The organism is Sphingobium limneticum (assembly GCF_008710165.1).
Lineage (GTDB): Bacteria > Pseudomonadota > Alphaproteobacteria > Sphingomonadales > Sphingomonadaceae > Sphingobium > Sphingobium limneticum.
Genome location: NZ_VYQA01000016.1, coordinates 1 through 17,781, shown reverse-complemented (window position 1 = coordinate 17,781; position 17,781 = coordinate 1). Strand labels below are relative to the sequence as shown.

Genomic DNA, 17,781 nt, shown 5'->3' with positions numbered 1-17,781 from the left:
ATCATCGGCGGACGGTACCCCGTCCGCCGATCGTTAATCCGGCACTCATGCTCAGGCAGGTAGGAGCCGCAATCAAGACCATGAAAGCCATATCGGGAGAGGCGAACCAACGGAACGCGGAGACCATCTGGTGAAGATAATCGGCAAAATCGCCCTTGCTATGGCGACCCTGGCCCTGTTGCAGGGATGCGGCCCCATTCACCCCAGATGGCAGAATGCCAGTTCCCACGACATCGTCATCGCCTATCTCAAAGGCGCGGCGCGGTATGACGTGAAGGTCAAGCGTGGCCGGGATGCCGTTCCGCTGGCTCCTGTCGATTTCCAGAGCGTCGACACAATCGAAGTCAAAGACAATGGTCATCTCTACCGTTTCGACCATGCCGAAATTCTGAAACTTCATGCGGAATGTGGTCACGGCTTTGCCTGTTGGATCCGCTATGACGACAGCCATATATTGCACGTTTCGACCAGCCAGCCGGCTACATCGAAGGCCTGACAGGCGGCCGAAGGTGGCACCGTTTGTGCGGCTTACAATGTGGAATGATCAAGAAAAGCCGGCATATATTGCGACCCTCGTTCGCCAAATTGGACAATCATCATGACCGACCTTGCCATTGACGCTGCCGATGTTCGTGATGCCGCAGAACGTATTTCCGGAGCGATCATCCGGACGCCCATGCTGGAATTTGCGCCGCTCAACGAGCGGGTCGGGCACAGGGTGCTGGTCAAGTTCGAAGGTGCCCAACATACCGGATCGTTCAAGTTTCGCGGCGCCTATAACCGTCTGTCCCGTATTCCGGACGAACAGCGGGCCCATGGCGTTGTGGCATGGTCTTCGGGCAATCATGCGCAGGGCGTTGCCGCAGCAGCGCGGTTGCTCGATATTCCGGCGACCATCGTGATGCCGTCCGACGCGCCCGCCATCAAGGTCGCCAATACGCGCGCACTTGGAGCACAGGTCGTGCCCTATGATCGCTACACGCAATCGCGCGAGGCCATCGCCACGGCGTTGGCAGCGGAGCGCGACGCCGTGCTCGTCCCATCCTTTGACGACCCCTACATCATCGCAGGGCAGGGAACGGCCGGACTGGAGATATGGGAGCAGGCGCAGGCGGCCGGGGTTCAGATAGGCCGGGTGCTGGTATGCTGCGGCGGTGGCGGCCTTGTTGCGGGTATCGCCACGGCGATCAAGGATCAGGCGCCCGGCGTAGCTATCTACAGCGTGGAGCCGGCTGCATTTGACGATACCGCCCGGTCGCTGGCCAGTGGTGTACGAGAAAGCGTGGAGGCCCAGGCTCGTTCGATTTGCGACGCCCTGTTGGCGCCCAGCCCCGGCGCTTTGACATTCCCCATCAACAAGGCGCTGCTGTCCGGCGGGCTTTGCGTCACCGACGATCAGGTCCGCGATGCAATGCGCTTCGCCTTCGAAAAGATGAAGCTGGTCATTGAACCCGGCGGTGCGGTGGCGCTGGCCGCGGCGCTGGAGGGCATCGCGCCGCCAGCCGATGGTGCCACGGTCGTCGTGATATCTGGCAGCAATGTCGATCCGCAAGCCTATGCGCAGATCATAGCCGGCTGAGATCGAACGCGGCGATTACCTTATAGAGCATGATTTCGATCGGCTAGCGGAAGTGGCCGATCGGGTTAGGACGCTACTCTGCCGGGCACCGCCACCCGGCCATGATGCATAAATGTCTCACAAACGACAACATTAATGCCGCGTTTCTGAATCGTAACAAAAATGACCAGAAGCGGGCTTAGCGGCCTCTCCGGGGTGATCGAGAGGGTCGCCGGGGACAGGATATATACATGACGAATTTTTCGCGCCGCAATATGCGCCACGGCAAGGCTTACGCATTTTTCATGGCCTCCGTCGCGCTGGTCGCCATCGCGCCCGCCAGCTACGCCGAGACGGCCGCAACCGCCGCACCGGCGCTCGATACCGCAGGCAATGGCAATGTCGACATCGTCGTTGTCGGCAGCGGCGAAACGCGATCGGTTTCGACCCTGGTACCGTCCAACCTGGATGCGCTGCCGCCCGGCACCAGCATTCAGAAGGCGTTGAACATGCTGCCCGGCGTCAGCGCGCAATCCATCGACGCGCTGGGCGTCAACGAACAGTCCCTGTCGCTTCAGGTACGTGGTTTCAGCACCACACATTTGGGCTATACGCTGGACGGCATGCCGCTGGGCGACGGCGCCTACAATAATTATAACGGCCTGACGATCAGCCGCGCATTGATCTCCGAAAATCTGGGACGCGCAGACCTTGCCACGGGCATTGCCGGCCTTGCGATCGCTTCAACCAGCAATCTGGGCGGCGCGGTGATCTACACCAGCAGCGACCCGAGCAAGGATCTGGGCCTGAAGGTCAGCCAGACCATCGGCAGCGAGAAGACCGCGCGCACATTCGTACGCTTCGACACCGGCGAGTATCAAGGCCTGTCGGCCTATGTTTCGGGCCATTACAGCCGACAGGATCTGTTCGTGGATCAAGCCGCGTACAAGAAATCCACGGGCAAGCAGGTCAATGCCAAGATCGTGTATCGGACCGATGGCTTCAAGCTGACGGCCTTTGCCGACATTTCGCGCACCAACCAGGCCGACGATGCCTATCTGTCCAAAGACACGCTGGCGCGCCGCGGCTGGGATCTGGGCGGTTATGCCCCGAATTGGCAGACCTATCTCAGCCGCAACGCCTGCGCGGTGACGACGACACCGATCAAGTGCGTCCCGTCCGCGGCGCCGGAGAAAAGCGGCGACGTGACCTTCACCAACGGCCAGATCCTGCGGAACGACCAGCTCTATTATCTCGCGGCCGATATCGAAATCGCCACGGGGCTGAGCGCACGCGTGCAGGGATATCGCCATACCGACAAGGGTGCCGGCAACAATTTCATCTCCGGCCTGTCGACTCAGGGTACGGCGACCACCGCCGACGACCTGCCCGTGACGATCCGTGATACGCGCTACACCATTGATCGCGACGGCGTGCTGGGCAGCCTTAGCTGGCGGATCGGGTTCAACCATTTCGAAGCGGGCGTATGGACGGAAGCCAATAAGAGCAGCGCCGCCCGCTACATCCGCAACGACGTCACCGGCCCGTTCGACCTCGGCCAGTTTCTGAAGGGCCAGCCGGCCACGGCACAATGGGTGCAGGAAACCGACTGGACGACCCGGCAATTCTACATGCAGGACACGGTGTCGCTGCTCGACGACAGACTGACTTTCGATTTCGGATTCAAGGGCACCTACTCCCGGTCCGATGCGCGGGCCATCCGCGGCATTGCCAAGGCAGCGCCGCCGGCATCCACCCAGTTCGCCACGGGATCTTTGACGGCCAAGGATTATTTCCTTCCCGAATTCGGCGTCCATTGGGAAGTGGCGCGCGGCCATGAAGTCTTCGCCAGCTATGCCGAAAATATCGCCATGTATCAGGGTGGTTTCAAACTTGGGCCGCAATCGGTGACACAGCCGATCTGGAACGCCCAGGGCGCCACGCTGAAACCGGAAACGTCGCGCAGCGTCGAGGGCGGCTATCGCTATGTCGGCCGCACGCTTCAGGTTTCGGCAACCGGCTATTGGGTGAAATTCGACGACCGGCTGTTGCAATATAATCCGTGCCCGACGAACCAGCAGCAAAATCCGGGCTGTGGCAATTCCTTCCACAACGCCGGCAGCGTCACTGCAAAGGGCCTGGAACTCGGTGTCCTGTGGAAGCCGGCGCCGTGGTTGAGCTGGTATAATTCCGCCTCCTTGAACAAGACGGTCTATGATCAGGATCTGAACTTCTGCACCGCCACCTGCGTGCTGTACGCCACCCATGGCAAGCAGCAGGTCGATACGCCCAAGCAGCTATATTCCAGCGCCCTGACGCTGAACTATGGCGGCTTCTCCGCATCGGTGATGGGCAAATATACCGGCAAGCGCTATTACACCTATATGAACGATCAGGGTTTTGGCGGTTATGCGACGGTCGATCTGGGCGTCAGCTACAGCTTTGGCGATCTGGGTCCGCTGAAGAATACGAAGCTGTCGCTCAACGTCACCAACCTGACCGACAAGCGCTATGCTTCCAATTTCGACAATAGCGTGTTCGCGCCGAACGACCCGACCGGCTCTATCCTGGTGTTCCATTCGTCGGCACCGCGGCAAGTGTTCGGGACCATCGGCGTTGCTTTCTAAACATCTGACCATCATTTGGCTATTGACGGCCCTTCTCTCCCCCCTTGCCGGCGGAGAGGGGGCGATCGCCGGGACTGACGGGAACAAGGTTCCCGACGTCCGTAATATCCCGTTTCACGATCAGGTCTTTGTCGATCAAGGCCTGGTCGGCGCCGGGCAATTGCCAGCCGACACCATCGATTTCCTGGGTGACACGCTGGGGTCTTTCTCCTCTCTGAAGATCGCGCCCGGCAGCTGGAGACGCGTCGGCGACCATTATGAGGGCATATTGTGGACCTTGCCGGATCGGGGTCGCAACGATCCGGCGGCCAAACTGTTTTTCGATTACCCCGCGCGACTGAACCGGTTCCGGCTACGCTTCACGCCCGGCGACGGCCAACTGACTTTTACACCCGACGGCGGATTGAAGCTGCGCGACTTTGACGGCCGGCCCTTTACAGGCGCGGACCCGGCCGCCGGCACGAAGACCGAGCGAGGCATCATCCTGCCCGCGCCAGCCGATGGCACCGGCATGGGCAAGATATCGCTCGACGCAGAATCGCTGCAATTCACGCGCGATGGCCATTTCTACATCGGTGACGAATATACGGCCAACATCTATTATTTCGATCGCGGCGGAAAGCTGCGCGGTGTGATCCGTCCGCCCGCCGCAGTCATGCCAATGTCCAATGGGCGCCCCTATTTCGGATCCCTGCAAGCGCCAGATACGGGGCGACGCAATAATCAGGGTCCAGAAGGCCTATCGATATCGCCCGATGGACATAGATTGTTCGTTGTCCTGCAAAGCGCCCTTGTCCAGGACAGCGCGACGGGCAACGCCGCGGGCCGCATCAACAGCCGCGTGCTGATATATGACATCAGCCGAACACCAACCCCTTCGCAACCCATTGCCCATCATGTCGTAAAGCTTCCGGCCTATGACAAGGATGGCAAGGGGCAGCGCCCCGACCGCACCGCCGCGCAGAGCGAGATATTGGCGATCGACGATCATCGCTTCTTGATGCTGGCGCGCGATGCGGCCGGACGCGGCGCAGATCCCAAAACGCCCATCGTCTACAAGAAGATTCTGCTGGTCGACGTCAGCCATGCGACCAACATTGCCGGTCTTCCCTATGAAAATGACACCATATCCTTGCTCCAAGACCCGGCCGGAACGGCACTCAAGCCGGATATCGTTCCTGCCGAACATGGCGAACTGATCGACATGCTCAATCCCGTTCAACTTGCGCGGTTCGGTCTGAGCGTTGATGCCCTGTCCGAGAAATGGGAAGCGATGGACCTGGTTCCGACCCTGCAACCGGGGCGGCCCGGCGATTATTTCCTGCTCGTCGGCAACGATAATGACTTCATCGCGCGCCACTGCCGCATGTCCGGGCAATCCTGCGATTCCGACCTGGACAATGACAACCGCATATTGGTTTATCAGGTGCGGCTGCCGGCACCTTCATGAAGACATGATCGATGGTTGACTTGGGATCGACTTCAAAAACAACCTATCGTCATTAGCCCGGACAATTGATAGATTTTGAGCCTAGATCCTCGCCGGAGGAATGAGCCGGACGAACCAAGGCAGATCTCGCCGCCAACACGCACTTGCACGTTGACGAAGACTTAATGGCCCGGCGAGGTGGGAAATCTGCTTTCGGCTCAATCCCGACCGTTCGCAAAGAAAAGGGTGACGCGGTCTGCGCGCAAAATAGCTGTGAAACAATGCCTGGCGATCTGCGTGAACAGCCGGCTCGCCTCGATGGAAATGCAGCGCCGTCTCGCAGAAGAAGACGGTTCCTGCCGGACCTTCGCAACTGACGATATCCTGATGATAGTCCGCGCCGAGTTTTTCCGTCAGCATATTATCGTCAGCCAAGCTGTAGTGATAGCCGTGAGGCCCGCCCTGTGTGGGGTCGCGGCGGCGTATGAGCTGAAACGGGCCGCCGCCCGCCACGACATCGTTGCAGTAGATGCCGATCTTTATGGTGCGCCGGTCCTCCCAGTCCCGATGCCAGCAACGCGGACCCGCTTCCCGGCCGCCAGATACCGTGTAGATCAAATTGACGCCATCATAGCCGACTGGAACGCCGAGATAGGCCTCGACGATATCCAGCAGGCGCTCATGCAATCCCCATGCGAATATCTCTGGCCGCGACGCGACCGAAGCGGGTGGGGCGATCGTCAATGCAGCCCCATCGGCGGACTGCTGCCGCGCCTCCACCGAGAAGGCATCGCCGACCATCCGCCCTGCGGCCAGCATCGCGTCCGAACCGGGCAATCCCAGCGCCGCCAGATTTGTCACGAAAATCCCGTCCCGCCGCAGTCCCTCCACGATCTCCAGGTCGATCCCCGACAGCTTGGGCGCTTTACCCTCATGCCGGGCCAGCCTCTTGGCGTGACCTCTTTCCAGGCGCCGGTTGATTATTCGCATATTGGCGCAACGCAGCGCCATGCGGGCAGGCAGATCGCGCATCCATGCCATCGCATCGCGCATATTCACCTCAGGCACGAGCCAATATTCCAACGGCCCGATCGACCTGCTCATCGCTCAGATTGGCGTGGATCGGCAGGCACAATATCTGGCGTGCGATACGGCGCGCGACCGGAAGGGCCTGACGTGCCGAGGGAAGGTCGCGATAACCGGGCATGTCGCAGATCAGGGGATGGAAATAGCGCCGCGCCATGATGCCCACAGATTGCAGTTCGCGGCATAATGTATCGCTGCTGACTGCATATTCTTCCGTTACGCGTACGGGGAAATAGGCGTGATTGAGCGTGGTCGCGCCAATGGCGTGGAACGGCATGATACCCGCCATTTCCGCCAAAGCACTATGGTAACGCGCGCTGATCGCGGCCCGCCGCGCGATGATGTCGTCGATATAGCGCAGTTGCAAAAGGCCAAATGCCGCCTGGAGTTCATTCAGCTTGCCATTGATGGATGCCCCCGCCAGCGTCATGTCGCCGACGAACCCGAAGTTGCGCAGCCGGTCGATCTTCGCCTTGGTCCGCGCGTCAGGCGATATGATCGCCCCCCCTTCTATCGTGCTGAAAACCTTGGTCGCATGGAAACTGACAGTCGACAGGTCGCCATGGCACAGAATGCTTGATCCATCAGCCTGCACGCCAAAGGCATGGGCCGCGTCATAAATCACCTTGAGGTCATGAATGTCGGCGACCTCGCCGATTGCCTTCACGTCGCAGGGATGGCCGAAACAATGCACCGGCAAGATGGCGGTGGTCCTCTCGGTGATGGCGGCCTCTATGCCTTGCGGTGAGAGGTTGCAGTCGGCCTCGTCAATATCGACGAAGACCGGCGTCGCGCCGACAAGGCGCAGCGCGTGCGCGGTCGCCACGAAGGAAAATGGCGTCGTTATGACTTCACCACCGATCCGGAGCGCCTGCAAGGCTATCCATAGGGCGGTGGTTCCGTTGGATATCAGGGAAAGATGCGGCACGCCCAGATGCTGCTCCAAAGCCCGCTCCAGTTCCTGGTGGAACGGCCCGGAGTTGGTCAGCCACCGATTGGCCCAGATGGTCTGAAGATAAGGCATATATTCAGCCAATGGCGGCATGAAGGGCTGGGTAACGGGTGTCGGCCATTGTTCCTGCACCAAAGTCAGTGGGGGAGACACGGGGGGGATCGCAGCAAGCAGTTCACGAGGAGTCATGCGTCCATCTCCACCTTGTCAGGCAAGGGTCATACGACATTGCAAAGGCGCATGCCGGACCTGCCATCTGCTATAGAGGATCGTCATGTGCCCGCGGAGACAGCGGAATGCGTGGGGGAAATCCAGACCTTCATCCCACAGGCCATGGCGGCGATCAGGGTGCTTCATAATAATCATATCCATAACGATCCCGCCTCGCGGTTATGGACTTGTTCAGCACCGATCCGACAATCCGCGTCGGGCTGAGCAGCCGCAAGACTTGCTTCACATCCCTCGCCGTGGTGCGCCCTTCCTCTATCACCATCACGATACCGTCGGCATTGCGCCCGATCAGCATGATGTCGTCCAGAACAAGGGCAGGTGGCGTGTCGATAATGCAGATGGGTTGATGGGATGCCGACTGAATCGCCCGTATCGCTCCTGCCATTCGCCCCGACGCAAGAAGGGTCGAGGAATCCTGCCGAGGCAGCCGAACCGGGAATAATGTCAGATCCAGTCCTCTCGCCTTTTGCCCGACATCTTCCCATTCGCAGTCGCCCAGCAGATAATCGTCCACGCCGGCCTTCACCGTCAGCCCAAAGCGATCCGCCATCGTCGGCCGGCGAAGGTCGAAATCGATCAATATCGTCGGTTGGATCAGGCACAGCGCCGTCGCCAGATTTGTGGTGACGAACGTCTTTCCGTTGCCCGCCTGGGTCGACGTAATCGCCAATATCCTGCCGCCATCGGCGTGAAAGCCGTTCATGATCTGGGACCGCAGCAGGATGAAGCTGCGTGCGCGCTGATCCATATGTTCCAGCCCGAATATGCCATTGTCGAGCAGCAGCGACCGGTCGAGAATGACATCTCGTCTTCCGGCTGCATGTGCGACCGTGATCGCGGTGCCCTTGGCTATGGTCGCCATCATTCCACTCCCGATCGAAGGATGTCGGACCGTTTAGACGGCAACCGCAAGAAGCGGCGCGCGCGCTCCAATATCGGCATCGCCATGCCGGGCGCCAATATCGGGATGACGGCAAGCGGCGGACAGTCCATCAACCGCGCCACCGCACCCTCGCCATGGATCGGGCCGGCGATGAATTCCCAAATTATGACCAACATCAATCCGACGACGAACCCGCCCAGAAGGCCGCTGATCAGCAGTTGCATTCTTTTGGGACGAATGGGGTCGAGCGGCGCACTGGCCGCGTTCACGACCGAAAATCGCTCGCCCTTATCCTCTGCCTGAAGGCTGGCGGCGACCTGCGCCTCCATCTGCGTGTCGCGCACGTCCTGATATTGGCGTTTCAGATTGTCGTAATCGCGTTCCAGATTGTTCAACTCATAGGTCGCTTGCGGCGCAAGCGCCGTTACACGCTCCATCTGCGCGATCGTTCCCACCAGTTCGTTCCGGCGTGCGGCCAGCATAGCGATACGCGCGCGCGTGGCCCCCATTTCAGACGCTACCGCGCCGCTGCCCGGCATCGGCCCCGCCGACCTTTGAGCGACGCGCCGCTGCCGATCGACGGCAATTTGCGCAGCGATCACATCAGGATGCGTGTCCGAATAAGTGGCGCCCAATTGCGCGACACGTTCTTCGGCCTTGCGCAACGCGTCCAATTCTGGCCGAGGCGCGGCCGCGATTTCCTCGCTCCGCGTCGCAAGCAGGCTGTTCTGCTGCACAAGGCCTTGTGTTTCCGCATCCAGCCGGGACACCTCCGAACGCAGCGATGACCCCGATTGCGCGCTCAACGCTACCTGATCTGGAAGAGCGCCGGCATAACGGCTCTCTATCTCCCGGCGTTTGCCTTCCAGCGCGACCATCTGATTACGTAAATCATCGACGCGCCGCCCCAGAAAGGCAGCGGTGCCCACGGCCTGCTCGGTCCGTAGCCTCTTGTCCTCGGTCATGAACATCGCGACGAGTTTCTCGGCGACGGCATGGGTGGCGTCAGGGTCGAAATAGGTGAAGGACAGGTCGAATGCGATCGTGTCGGTCGCAGCGCCCGGACGCTGGTTCCCGCTGGCGCTTACCAGATCGACGGCGATGGCGCTGCGCATGACCCCTAGCAGGTCGTCGAACGACATCGAACGCTGCTCCCGTTCGTAAAGCCCCCCTTCCCGGATCAATCTGGTCAGGTTGGAACGGCTCATGATCTGTTGCCGGATCTTTGCCACACGTTCATTGGCGTAATTGGCGGTCCGCACCGGGGCGAAGCTGGTCGGGATCTGCGGCGAATCTATCAGCAGCGTGGCTTGCGAACGATAGGCTGGCGTCATCAACAGCGCGATCGCCAGCGCCACCAATATCCCGATCAGCGTCGGTACCATGATCCACCAACGCCGCCTGTAAATAATGGCCAGGAGTTCCGGCAGGCTGATCACGCTGCCATTCTGGCTAAGATCTTCGTTCATTTGCGTTGTCCGAAATGGTAGCGCAGTTGAAGGCCGATAAAGGCCGATCCGATACGCTTTCCCGTAACCAGTTGACGGCGAAGATATTGAGCGCTGCCGGTCAAAGTCACATTAGGGCGCAACTTCCAGTCCAGCATCACGATGTTACGCACCGCATCCGTCGTACTAGTCCGCATGCCTGGGGCAGGTGCGCTCACGAGCGATCCGCCGATCAGCGAGGAATGGCGATATTCGCTGACACCGCGCAGCTTGAAATGCTCGCCCAGAGCCTTGCTGAGCGATATCGACACCGTCGCGTCGCGGCGCAGGCCGCCAAAGCCGCTGATTTCCGAGTTCAGCATGGCGGAAAAACAGCCCGTCAACGCATGGTCGCCTTCCTCCGGCTCCCGACACAGATCGACCCGGCCTGCAAGCAGGGTGCGGCCTGGCCGACGCATTTTGACGTCTTCCAGCCATTCGATCTGACGCCCTGCCCGTTCCACGCCGAGTTCTGCCAGCAGGCGTGCGCGTGGCCCCAGTTGGCGATTGAGCGTGGCGTAAAGTGCCATACTGTTCATGCCGGCCATGCCGGTCACGGAATTCATGGTATCGCGGGCGCGCAGTCCTATACTTGTGCGAGGGCCGACACGGCGAGCGTAAGCCAGGCTGAAGGTCAAGGCGTTTGCGTTGCGCAGCAGATCGCTGTCCGCATAGACGGCTCGTTCAAATCTTATGTCCGGCGTGATGAGCGTATAGATATTGGGGCGCCACGCCGCATCGACGCCGCCATACCAGCTGTTGCGAATGCCGCGCGGATCGCCGGCCGCATCATCGCTGGATGCAAGCAGGTCGATCGCCAGAGCCCGACTATATCCCGCCCATCCACCGACAGTGAGATACTCGCTATCGCGATAGCGCCCCTCGACACGGAAATCGCCCAGCAGATAATGGCCATATCGCCGTGTATAGTTGCGATATCTGATCGTGCCGCCAGCATCCATGGTCGATCCACCTGGCGAGGTGATGGTGATGCCGGGCGATGCAGCCACTTCTAGCGAGGTCGCGCCTCTGCGTTCGCCTTGCAGCAACAGGGGATTGGGAGATGCCAGAACCGACATATCGACGTCCAGCCGCGGTTCGGTGCGGCTATTGGCCGGCACGACGATCATCGCCGGGATGACGATGGCCGCGGCCCATGCCTGACGATCAGGGAATGAGAAGGACATCGCCCGCCTCCAGCAGAGGAAGAGGCGCGGCGAGCCGCCCCGGATCAATGCCGCGCGCGCCCTTCAGCAAGGCAGAAAGGCGCACCCGCTCTACCGTCTGCCCTTGCGCCGTATGCCTGAGGATGATGGCGTTCTTTACGTCCGCAAACTCCGCCAACCCGCCGGCCATGCTCAGAGCCTGGATCACGTTGACTGCCTTGCCGGACGAAAATCCGCCCGGCGTGCGGACCTTGCCCATCACATAGAAGCGCATGCCTGTGGCCTCCCTCACGGCAACGGTGATGTCCGGCGCGCCTTCCCGGTAATTGGGTGCGATGTTGAGCCGGATCTGGTTGGCGATTTCCGTCACGGTGCGATCGGCAGCCGCGATCCGTCCCGCCAGGGGGAAGGTGAAGGTACCATCGGGCAGGACGCGCACGACGCGCTGCAACCGCTCTTCCCCCCAAATCAATATGTCGAGTTCGTCACCCGGATTGATGCGATATTCAGGGTCGGAACCGCTTGGTGGGGCCAGAGGCGTTATGGGCTGTGCGATGGCAGCAAAGGGGCCGGCAAAAAGCAGTAGTAGCGAGACAACAAGCAGCAGCTTGCGCAAATAAATATCGGATCGCGCGCCAAGCATCGTGACAGCCCCCAGCAGTTGAGCGCCGAGTCTAGTTTGATCGACAGGTGTCCGTCAGTCGTTCGAGGATGGTCCTATTTCTGACCACTTGAAATGCGGAATAGGTGCCCGCGCTTTTACCCGTAGATAGAATATACGGGGATATAATGCCCCCGTATATTAAATCGGCCACGATGTTGCGGCGCGGATGTATAGAAATTTCAAATCTGTTCAGTGCGGATCCGATCTCATCCCACATCTGCCGAGGATGGAAGATTTCATGTCCCTCACATTGTCCGTTCCCACGCACGCAGTCCCTGCGAACATTGGTGAAGAATCCGTTGCTCCGCAATATTCGCAATATCATTCACCGGCGCAGACATTTGAATTTTTCGACTTTGCATTCAGCCTGCGTGATCAGGCCCAGCTGTTGGACGATATCGAACGGCGACCGACAGACGCGGCTTTTGCCTATATCGTCACGCCCAATGTCGATCATGTCGTCCGCATCCAGTGCAAGCGATCCGATCTGTGGCCCATCTATCGCAATGCCTGGATCACGCTGTGCGACAGCCGCATATTGGGAAAGCTGGCGCGACGGGCTGGTGTGGCGTTGCCGGTCGTGCCGGGCAGCGACCTGACCGTCGCGCTGCTGCGAGACATCGCTCAGGCTGACGATCGGATCGCGATCATTGGCGGAAACCCTGATATGGTCGATATATTGCGACAGCGCTTCGGCCTGTCACAGCTGATCCATCATGAGCCGCCAATGGGTTTCATTCACGATGCCGATGCGACGCAAAATGCCGTACGCTTCACCATTGCGGCGCAGGCCCGCTATGTCTTCATTGCCGTGGGATCCCCGCAGCAGGAACTGCTCGCCTACCGCATCAGCCGGACCGGCCAGGCCGTAGGGATCGGGCTTTGCATCGGGGCCAGTTTGCAATTCCTGACCGAGGAACAGGCTCGGGCGCCCAAAATCCTGCAACGTCTTTGCCTGGAATGGCTGTTTCGACTGACGCGTGATCCCAGGCGATTGTGGCGCCGCTATCTGGTGGATGGTCCCCTTATCTTCCAGATCTTTCGCCAATGGCAACGCCGACGGGCGAAGTGATCCGCCGTCGAACGACATGAGGCATCGGCATGGACGCAAAAGCTTATGGATCGCGACTGTCGCTTTGTCGCAAATCGGTCCGGCGACGCCGGTCGTGACGCAGATGACGGGTATCGCGGCACCGATGGCAGCATCCCACCAGCGTCCGGACGGTCCACGGCGGCTGTTCCTGTCGGGCCATAGCCTGATGGACCATCCCTTCCCTGAATATCTCGAACGCCTTGCCGCAAGCATCGACCGCCCTCTGCTATGGGACATGCAGCAGCTGGCCGGCTCGTCCATAAAGGATCGCACCATGGGACAGGGTGCAGGCCGCTGGACCGGCTATGCCGCGGGGACAAACAGGAATGACCAGCCGATAGATGTGCTGTCGGAACTTCAGCGGGCAGGTTCCTATGGAAACCAGCCCTATGACACGTTGATCATCACGGAACAGCATAGCTTGCTGGACGCTGTCGTGCGAAACGACATGATACGATATTTGCGCGATTTTCATGACCGCATGGTCGAACAGAATCCGCAGGCACGGACCTATGTTTTTGAAGCGTGGATGACCGTTGCCGACATGGACAATCCTGCATCATGGATCGCCTATGAGCGATCGGCTGCTCCCATATGGCGATGCGTCGCGGATCGGGTCAACCATGATCTTGCGGCATCCGGCCGCGCCGACCGCCTGATGACGATCCCGGCCGGATCGGCGCTGGCCGCACTGGTCGAGCAGGCGCTGTCGCCCATGTCCGTTCCCGGGTTGAAAGGACATGATGCGCGAGCGACAATGGCCACGCTTTTCCGGGACGACGTCCACCTTACCGAGACAGGCACATATTTCGTCGCGCTGCTGACGTCCGCGATAATATATGGGCGGGCCATTCATACGCCCGAGCGCCCTTTTGGCATGCGAGAGGACACGGCGCAGAGACTGCAACAGATGGCGTGGAATTTCACGACCGACCTGGCCGGGCCATATAGACCGATGTCAAGCGACGCCTGCCTGTCCTATCTCAGCGACGATTTTGCGCCTGCCTACCTGGCCTATCAGCGCGATCTGCAATGGCGCCGCAATCCTGACGCCAAAATCTGGCTGCGATGGATAAAGCTGCGCCTTTCATGGCCCGGCCTGTTCAGGCGCAGAGACGCCAGCAACCCGTTTCACACCGACGAGCCGGTCGTTCCGATCCTCTGATACGAGCCTTGCAAGGTCGATCAGCGCCCCGTCCGAAAAGCGCACATTGGAGATGCGGGTCAGGCTTTGCACGCCGGTAGGACCGATCACCTGCACCACGGCCTGCGATGGCTGCGCCTGGAAGCGATAGGATGTCCGACGCTCCGGCAGGACAAGCATATCATGCCCCCCGCCCCCATCGATGCGGCTGCCCGATCCCCGCCCGGCAAAGAAGCGATCATTACCGCTGCCTCCGACCAGCACATCATAGCCATGTGCGGTTCCGGTAAAGGTTTCTCCCTGCGTCCCACCCAGTGCGATCCGGGCGTCGGCATAGGCAATGGCCGGTCCGCGTGCCGAAGAGGGCGGATGCAAGCGCAGCCATGTCATCAACGCATCATATCGTGGCGAACCAGTCTGCCGGATCGTTTCGAGCGCCGACCAGTTCCCCCATTTGGACGGTGTGCCGATGATGCCGAAGTTCATGAAGAGGCTGCCGCCCGCTTGCGCAAAGGCGCTGTAGTTGGCGGTTTCCAGTGCCTTGAATTCCGGCCTGCGCTGCAATTTTGCCAGAAAATCCGTGTAAGGCTGATTAGCATGCTGGGATATGGGCGTATATTCGCCAAAGCCGCTTTCATAGCTGACGAGGCGAAGGCCATGCGCGCGCGCGCGTCCTGCATGATATTGATAGAGCGGCGCGTTGAAGTCTGTAATCCGCTCGTTCAGTTCTGCGATCGCACGACCATAGCCGCCATCCTCATCCTTCCACCAGCTTTGGACGATGGGCACGGCGTCATCGACGTTCATCGTGCCATCATAATAGCCGGTGATGGCATATTCGTCGAAATAGTCGGCGGCATGCATCGGCCGTCCGTTGCCGTCGCGCCAATGCCGGGTTTCAAGACCGGTCGCTTCCAGCCCGCGCCAGCCAAACTGGGTGCCGAACACCATCGCCACCCTGCCCGATCGCAACCCGCGTTTCTCCGCTTCGCCGAACGCCCGCTTCCAGATCATGCCCACCTGCGCCGCGCGCATGCCATACCATTCCAGCCCGTCGCCATCGGGGCCGAAAATCGCGCGGGCGCGAGCGCGGGCATAGCGCGCCTGCGGGAATATCCAGTTCCAGACTTCATTGGAAAGTTCGACATGGACTTTGAGGTCGGGACGCAGCTGCGCGTGGACATAGGAGGCAAAGCCGCGGACATAATCGTCGCTAGCGTTGACGGGCATGGTGAACCACGGCTCGGCGCCCGTACGATTGGCCAGTTCGACCATGGCTTCGACCGGCACCCCGCGGCTGCCCTCCCCCCAACGCATGGACGTGGGCCTGGGCCGATCCGCCCAGTCCAGTTGCGGCGCACGCTCGATGGCCGCCTCGTCCGTCAGCGGACCACCTATGGGCGCGAACAACGCATTGCTGTTCATCCAGTCCATGAAGCGCAGCGCATGGAAGGATTTGATCCGTTCTAGAAACTCCGGGTCGAATGTCAGCCCGGCCCGGTAGAGCGGCAGATAATCTGCCCTGACGACGCGTATATTCCGTATCGGATCACGCCCCTCTCCATCGGCGTCGATGCGCAAGTAAAGGCTTCCGCCGCGCCCGGCGCTTACATGCAACTCCCCATCGATCCGGGATAAGACCCGCGCTCCGTCCACATCGACGGCCGTGATCGCACCATGGCCTTCATAGAGGACGACATAGCGTTCGGCGGGCAGCGCAGCGGGATTGTCATGCAGGATGTTGACGAGCAGCGTGCGGTAACGGCGCATAGCGGCGTCCACCGGCAGCAGAGGCCAACCGTTACGGTCCTGCGCTATGGCTTCTCCCGTGTCGTAGACACCTTCGGCCTGCGGCAGCCAGACGCTCGCGGATTTCATCAGGTCCAGCACCGGCATGGCGCTGCTCCAATAGGCAAGGCCGTCCAGATTGGTGCCCATCGCCATACCACCCGGGGCCGGCCTCGAAACGGAGCGCGAAACCGGCGTCGCCGCCGCGCGGTCTTTATCCGTCGCGGCGGCGACGCCACCTTCCCCGCACCCCACCAGACACAACATCACGAACAAAGCGGCGGGTTTCCGACACAGAACATCCATGCGCGTGATGCCTGAAATTGCCGGAGATTTCCCCACGCACTTATCCCCTCCCAATGGGCATGATCGGATGTTGCAGGCTGTGTCCATATAGTGAGCGGACACATGGGTTCGAGGAGGCATGCTCCTGCCCCCATTCTAGCCCCCCGCCCCCGATGCGACAGGTAGCGATATTATGGTGGTTGAATGTACCGGGAAGAAATCCACACCGACCGTGCGAAGGCGCCACACCGTGCTGCTGCTGGCGGAGATCGCCAATCCCGACATGGTGAGCGTGCCGCTGATCGGGTGGTGCATTGCCGAGGCGCTGGCCCGGCAGGCGGACGTGCATCTGGTGACCCATATCCGCAATCGTCCGGCCATCATGGCCATGGACTGGCAGGAAGGCCGCGATTTTTCCACCATCGACACCGAAGCCGTGGTGCGCACGATATTTCGCGTCGCGCGATTTCTGGGCGCGAGCGACAATCGTGGCTGGACGATCTATCAGGCGTTGGCGCCGATCGGATGCTATGCGTTCGAAAAAGCGGTCTGGGATAAGTTCCGGCCCGCTTTGAAGGCCGGCGCCTATGACATCGTGCATCGCCTGACGCCGATGAGCCCGACGACCCCCTCCTATCTTGCCGCCCGGCTCAAGCGATTGGGCGTGCCGCTGGTGGTCGGGCCGCTCAATGGCGGGCTGCCATGGCCAGACGGATTTGCGGATCGCCGAACGCGCGAACGGGAATGGCTGTCGCAACTGCGCGGCGCCTATAAATGGCTGCCTGGCTATAAGGCGACCCGCCGCGACGCTGCAGCGATATTGGCAGGATCGCTCCATAGCCTTTCGGAATTACCGGAGCAGGCGCGACCGCGCAGCTTTCACCTTCCCGAAAATGGCATCGACCCTGCTCGCTTTGCCTTGCGCCGGACGAGGCGCGCGCAGGCGCCGCTGCGTGGCGCGTTTGTCGGGCGGCTGGTGCCGTATAAATGCGCCGATGTCCTAATCCGCGCGGTACAAGACATGTTGCGGGCGAATGCCCTGCATCTCGACATCATCGGCGACGGGCCGGAACGCGATATTATCGCCGCGCTGGTCAGGGAAATGCGCGTCGATAAAGCGGTCACGATTCATGGCGCAGTAGAGCATCGGCAGGTGCAGACATTGTTGGTCGATTGCGATTTTCTGGCCTGTCCCAGCATAAGGGAATTTGGCGGAGGCGTGGTGCTGGAGGCGATGGCCTTAGCAGGTTGCGGAAAAAGGCTCTTTCCTTGAGCCGCTTGAGGTGATTCAGACGCCTTCAACTGAGGTTGAAGGATTTGAGATGCGGGGCGGCGATTACCGGAGCGAAGGGTTGTTTTCCTACGTGAGCTGCGAAGCTCGGGTTCCG

The 17,781-nt window shown here is 60.5% G+C and carries 14 protein-coding genes; 6 read left to right on the top strand and 8 right to left on the bottom strand.

Features of this window, described 5'->3' with window-relative positions:
• Position 1: 1 nt before the first annotated feature.
• Positions 2–415, bottom strand: a complete 414-nt coding sequence (locus F4U95_RS24935; RefSeq protein WP_161600415.1) for a hypothetical protein — start codon at positions 413–415, stop codon at positions 2–4.
• A gap of 183 nt (positions 416–598) precedes the next feature.
• On the opposite strand from F4U95_RS24935, the gene F4U95_RS18380 reads away from it, so the two are divergent.
• From F4U95_RS18380 to F4U95_RS18370, 3 genes are all read left to right on the top strand, one after another.
• Positions 599–1,579: a threonine ammonia-lyase gene (locus F4U95_RS18380; RefSeq protein ID WP_120252612.1), complete on the top strand. Its 981-nt coding sequence runs from the start codon at positions 599–601 to the stop codon at positions 1,577–1,579.
• Positions 1,580–1,809: 230 nt separating this feature from the next.
• Complete coding sequence (locus F4U95_RS18375; RefSeq protein ID WP_232016493.1) at positions 1,810–4,185, top strand: TonB-dependent receptor; 2,376 nt, start codon at positions 1,810–1,812, stop codon at positions 4,183–4,185.
• 22 nt (positions 4,186–4,207) lie between these two features.
• Positions 4,208–5,635 (top strand): esterase-like activity of phytase family protein, encoded by a 1,428-nt coding sequence (locus F4U95_RS18370; protein WP_246171639.1) that lies wholly within the window; start codon positions 4,208–4,210, stop codon positions 5,633–5,635.
• A gap of 81 nt (positions 5,636–5,716) precedes the next feature.
• Here the strand turns inward: F4U95_RS18370 and F4U95_RS18365 are convergent, their stop codons facing one another.
• The 6 genes from F4U95_RS18365 to F4U95_RS18340 all read right to left on the bottom strand — a co-directional run bounded on the left by F4U95_RS18365 (position 5,717) and on the right by F4U95_RS18340 (position 12,035).
• Positions 5,717–6,415 carry a hypothetical protein gene (locus tag F4U95_RS18365; RefSeq protein ID WP_150412113.1) on the bottom strand — a complete coding sequence of 233 codons (699 nt, stop codon included), beginning with the start codon at positions 6,413–6,415 and terminating at the stop codon, positions 5,717–5,719.
• A 259-nt stretch (positions 6,416–6,674) separates the two neighbouring features.
• Positions 6,675–7,841, bottom strand: a complete 1,167-nt coding sequence (locus F4U95_RS18360) for a DegT/DnrJ/EryC1/StrS family aminotransferase (protein WP_120252609.1) — start codon at positions 7,839–7,841, stop codon at positions 6,675–6,677.
• Positions 7,842–7,995: 154 nt separating this feature from the next.
• Positions 7,996–8,745, bottom strand: coding sequence for a CpsD/CapB family tyrosine-protein kinase (locus F4U95_RS18355; protein ID WP_161601901.1), 750 nt, complete (start codon positions 8,743–8,745; stop codon positions 7,996–7,998).
• Positions 8,745–10,235 (bottom strand): GumC family protein, encoded by a 1,491-nt coding sequence (locus tag F4U95_RS18350; protein ID WP_120252607.1) that lies wholly within the window; start codon positions 10,233–10,235, stop codon positions 8,745–8,747. The genes F4U95_RS18355 and F4U95_RS18350 overlap by 1 nt, the downstream gene beginning before the upstream one ends.
• A complete protein-coding gene (locus F4U95_RS18345; RefSeq protein WP_120252606.1) occupies positions 10,232–11,440 on the bottom strand; it encodes a hypothetical protein in 1,209 nt (402 codons plus the stop codon). The genes F4U95_RS18350 and F4U95_RS18345 overlap by 4 nt, the downstream gene beginning before the upstream one ends.
• A complete protein-coding gene (locus F4U95_RS18340; protein ID WP_246171638.1) occupies positions 11,421–12,035 on the bottom strand; it encodes a polysaccharide biosynthesis/export family protein in 615 nt (204 codons plus the stop codon). The genes F4U95_RS18345 and F4U95_RS18340 overlap by 20 nt, the downstream gene beginning before the upstream one ends.
• A 286-nt stretch (positions 12,036–12,321) precedes the next feature.
• On the opposite strand from F4U95_RS18340, the gene F4U95_RS18335 reads away from it, so the two are divergent.
• Complete coding sequence (locus tag F4U95_RS18335) at positions 12,322–13,155, top strand: WecB/TagA/CpsF family glycosyltransferase (protein ID WP_120253475.1); 834 nt, start codon at positions 12,322–12,324, stop codon at positions 13,153–13,155.
• A gap of 64 nt (positions 13,156–13,219) precedes the next feature.
• On the top strand, positions 13,220–14,341 hold the full coding sequence (locus F4U95_RS18330; protein ID WP_150412114.1) for a hypothetical protein: 1,122 nt from the start codon (positions 13,220–13,222) through the stop codon (positions 14,339–14,341).
• Here F4U95_RS18330 and F4U95_RS18325 read toward each other — a convergent pair.
• The gene (locus F4U95_RS18325; protein ID WP_150412115.1) at positions 14,264–16,264 is read right to left on the bottom strand and encodes a hypothetical protein; all 2,001 of its coding nucleotides are present in this window, start codon (positions 16,262–16,264) and stop codon (positions 14,264–14,266) included. The genes F4U95_RS18330 and F4U95_RS18325 overlap by 78 nt on opposite strands.
• A 322-nt stretch (positions 16,265–16,586) precedes the next feature.
• Here F4U95_RS18325 and F4U95_RS18320 point away from each other — a divergent pair, with 322 nt between their 5' ends.
• Positions 16,587–17,666: a glycosyltransferase family 4 protein gene (locus F4U95_RS18320; RefSeq protein WP_150412116.1), complete on the top strand. Its 1,080-nt coding sequence runs from the start codon at positions 16,587–16,589 to the stop codon at positions 17,664–17,666.
• The last annotated feature ends 115 nt before the right edge of the window (positions 17,667–17,781 follow it).

What these genes read in the sequence shown, in the direction of transcription:
- F4U95_RS18350 (WP_120252607.1), bottom strand. Translation starts at nt 10,235, where the DNA reads ATGAACGAAGATCTTAGCCAGAATGGCAGCGTGATCAGCCTGCCGGAA.
- F4U95_RS18325 (WP_150412115.1), bottom strand. Translation starts at nt 16,264, where the DNA reads ATGGCGATGGGCACCAATCTGGACGGCCTTGCCTATTGGAGCAGCGCC.
- F4U95_RS18375 (WP_232016493.1), top strand. Translation starts at nt 1,810, where the DNA reads ATGACGAATTTTTCGCGCCGCAATATGCGCCACGGCAAGGCTTACGCA.
- F4U95_RS18345 (WP_120252606.1), bottom strand. Translation starts at nt 11,440, where the DNA reads ATGTCCTTCTCATTCCCTGATCGTCAGGCATGGGCCGCGGCCATCGTC.
- F4U95_RS18360 (WP_120252609.1), bottom strand. Translation starts at nt 7,841, where the DNA reads ATGACTCCTCGTGAACTGCTTGCTGCGATCCCCCCCGTGTCTCCCCCA.
- F4U95_RS18355 (WP_161601901.1), bottom strand. Translation starts at nt 8,745, where the DNA reads ATGGCGACCATAGCCAAGGGCACCGCGATCACGGTCGCACATGCAGCC.
- F4U95_RS18365 (WP_150412113.1), bottom strand. Translation starts at nt 6,415, where the DNA reads ATGGTCGGCGATGCCTTCTCGGTGGAGGCGCGGCAGCAGTCCGCCGAT.
- F4U95_RS18320 (WP_150412116.1), top strand. Translation starts at nt 16,587, where the DNA reads ATGGTGGTTGAATGTACCGGGAAGAAATCCACACCGACCGTGCGAAGG.
- F4U95_RS18380 (WP_120252612.1), top strand. Translation starts at nt 599, where the DNA reads ATGACCGACCTTGCCATTGACGCTGCCGATGTTCGTGATGCCGCAGAA.
- F4U95_RS18335 (WP_120253475.1), top strand. Translation starts at nt 12,322, where the DNA reads ATGTCCCTCACATTGTCCGTTCCCACGCACGCAGTCCCTGCGAACATT.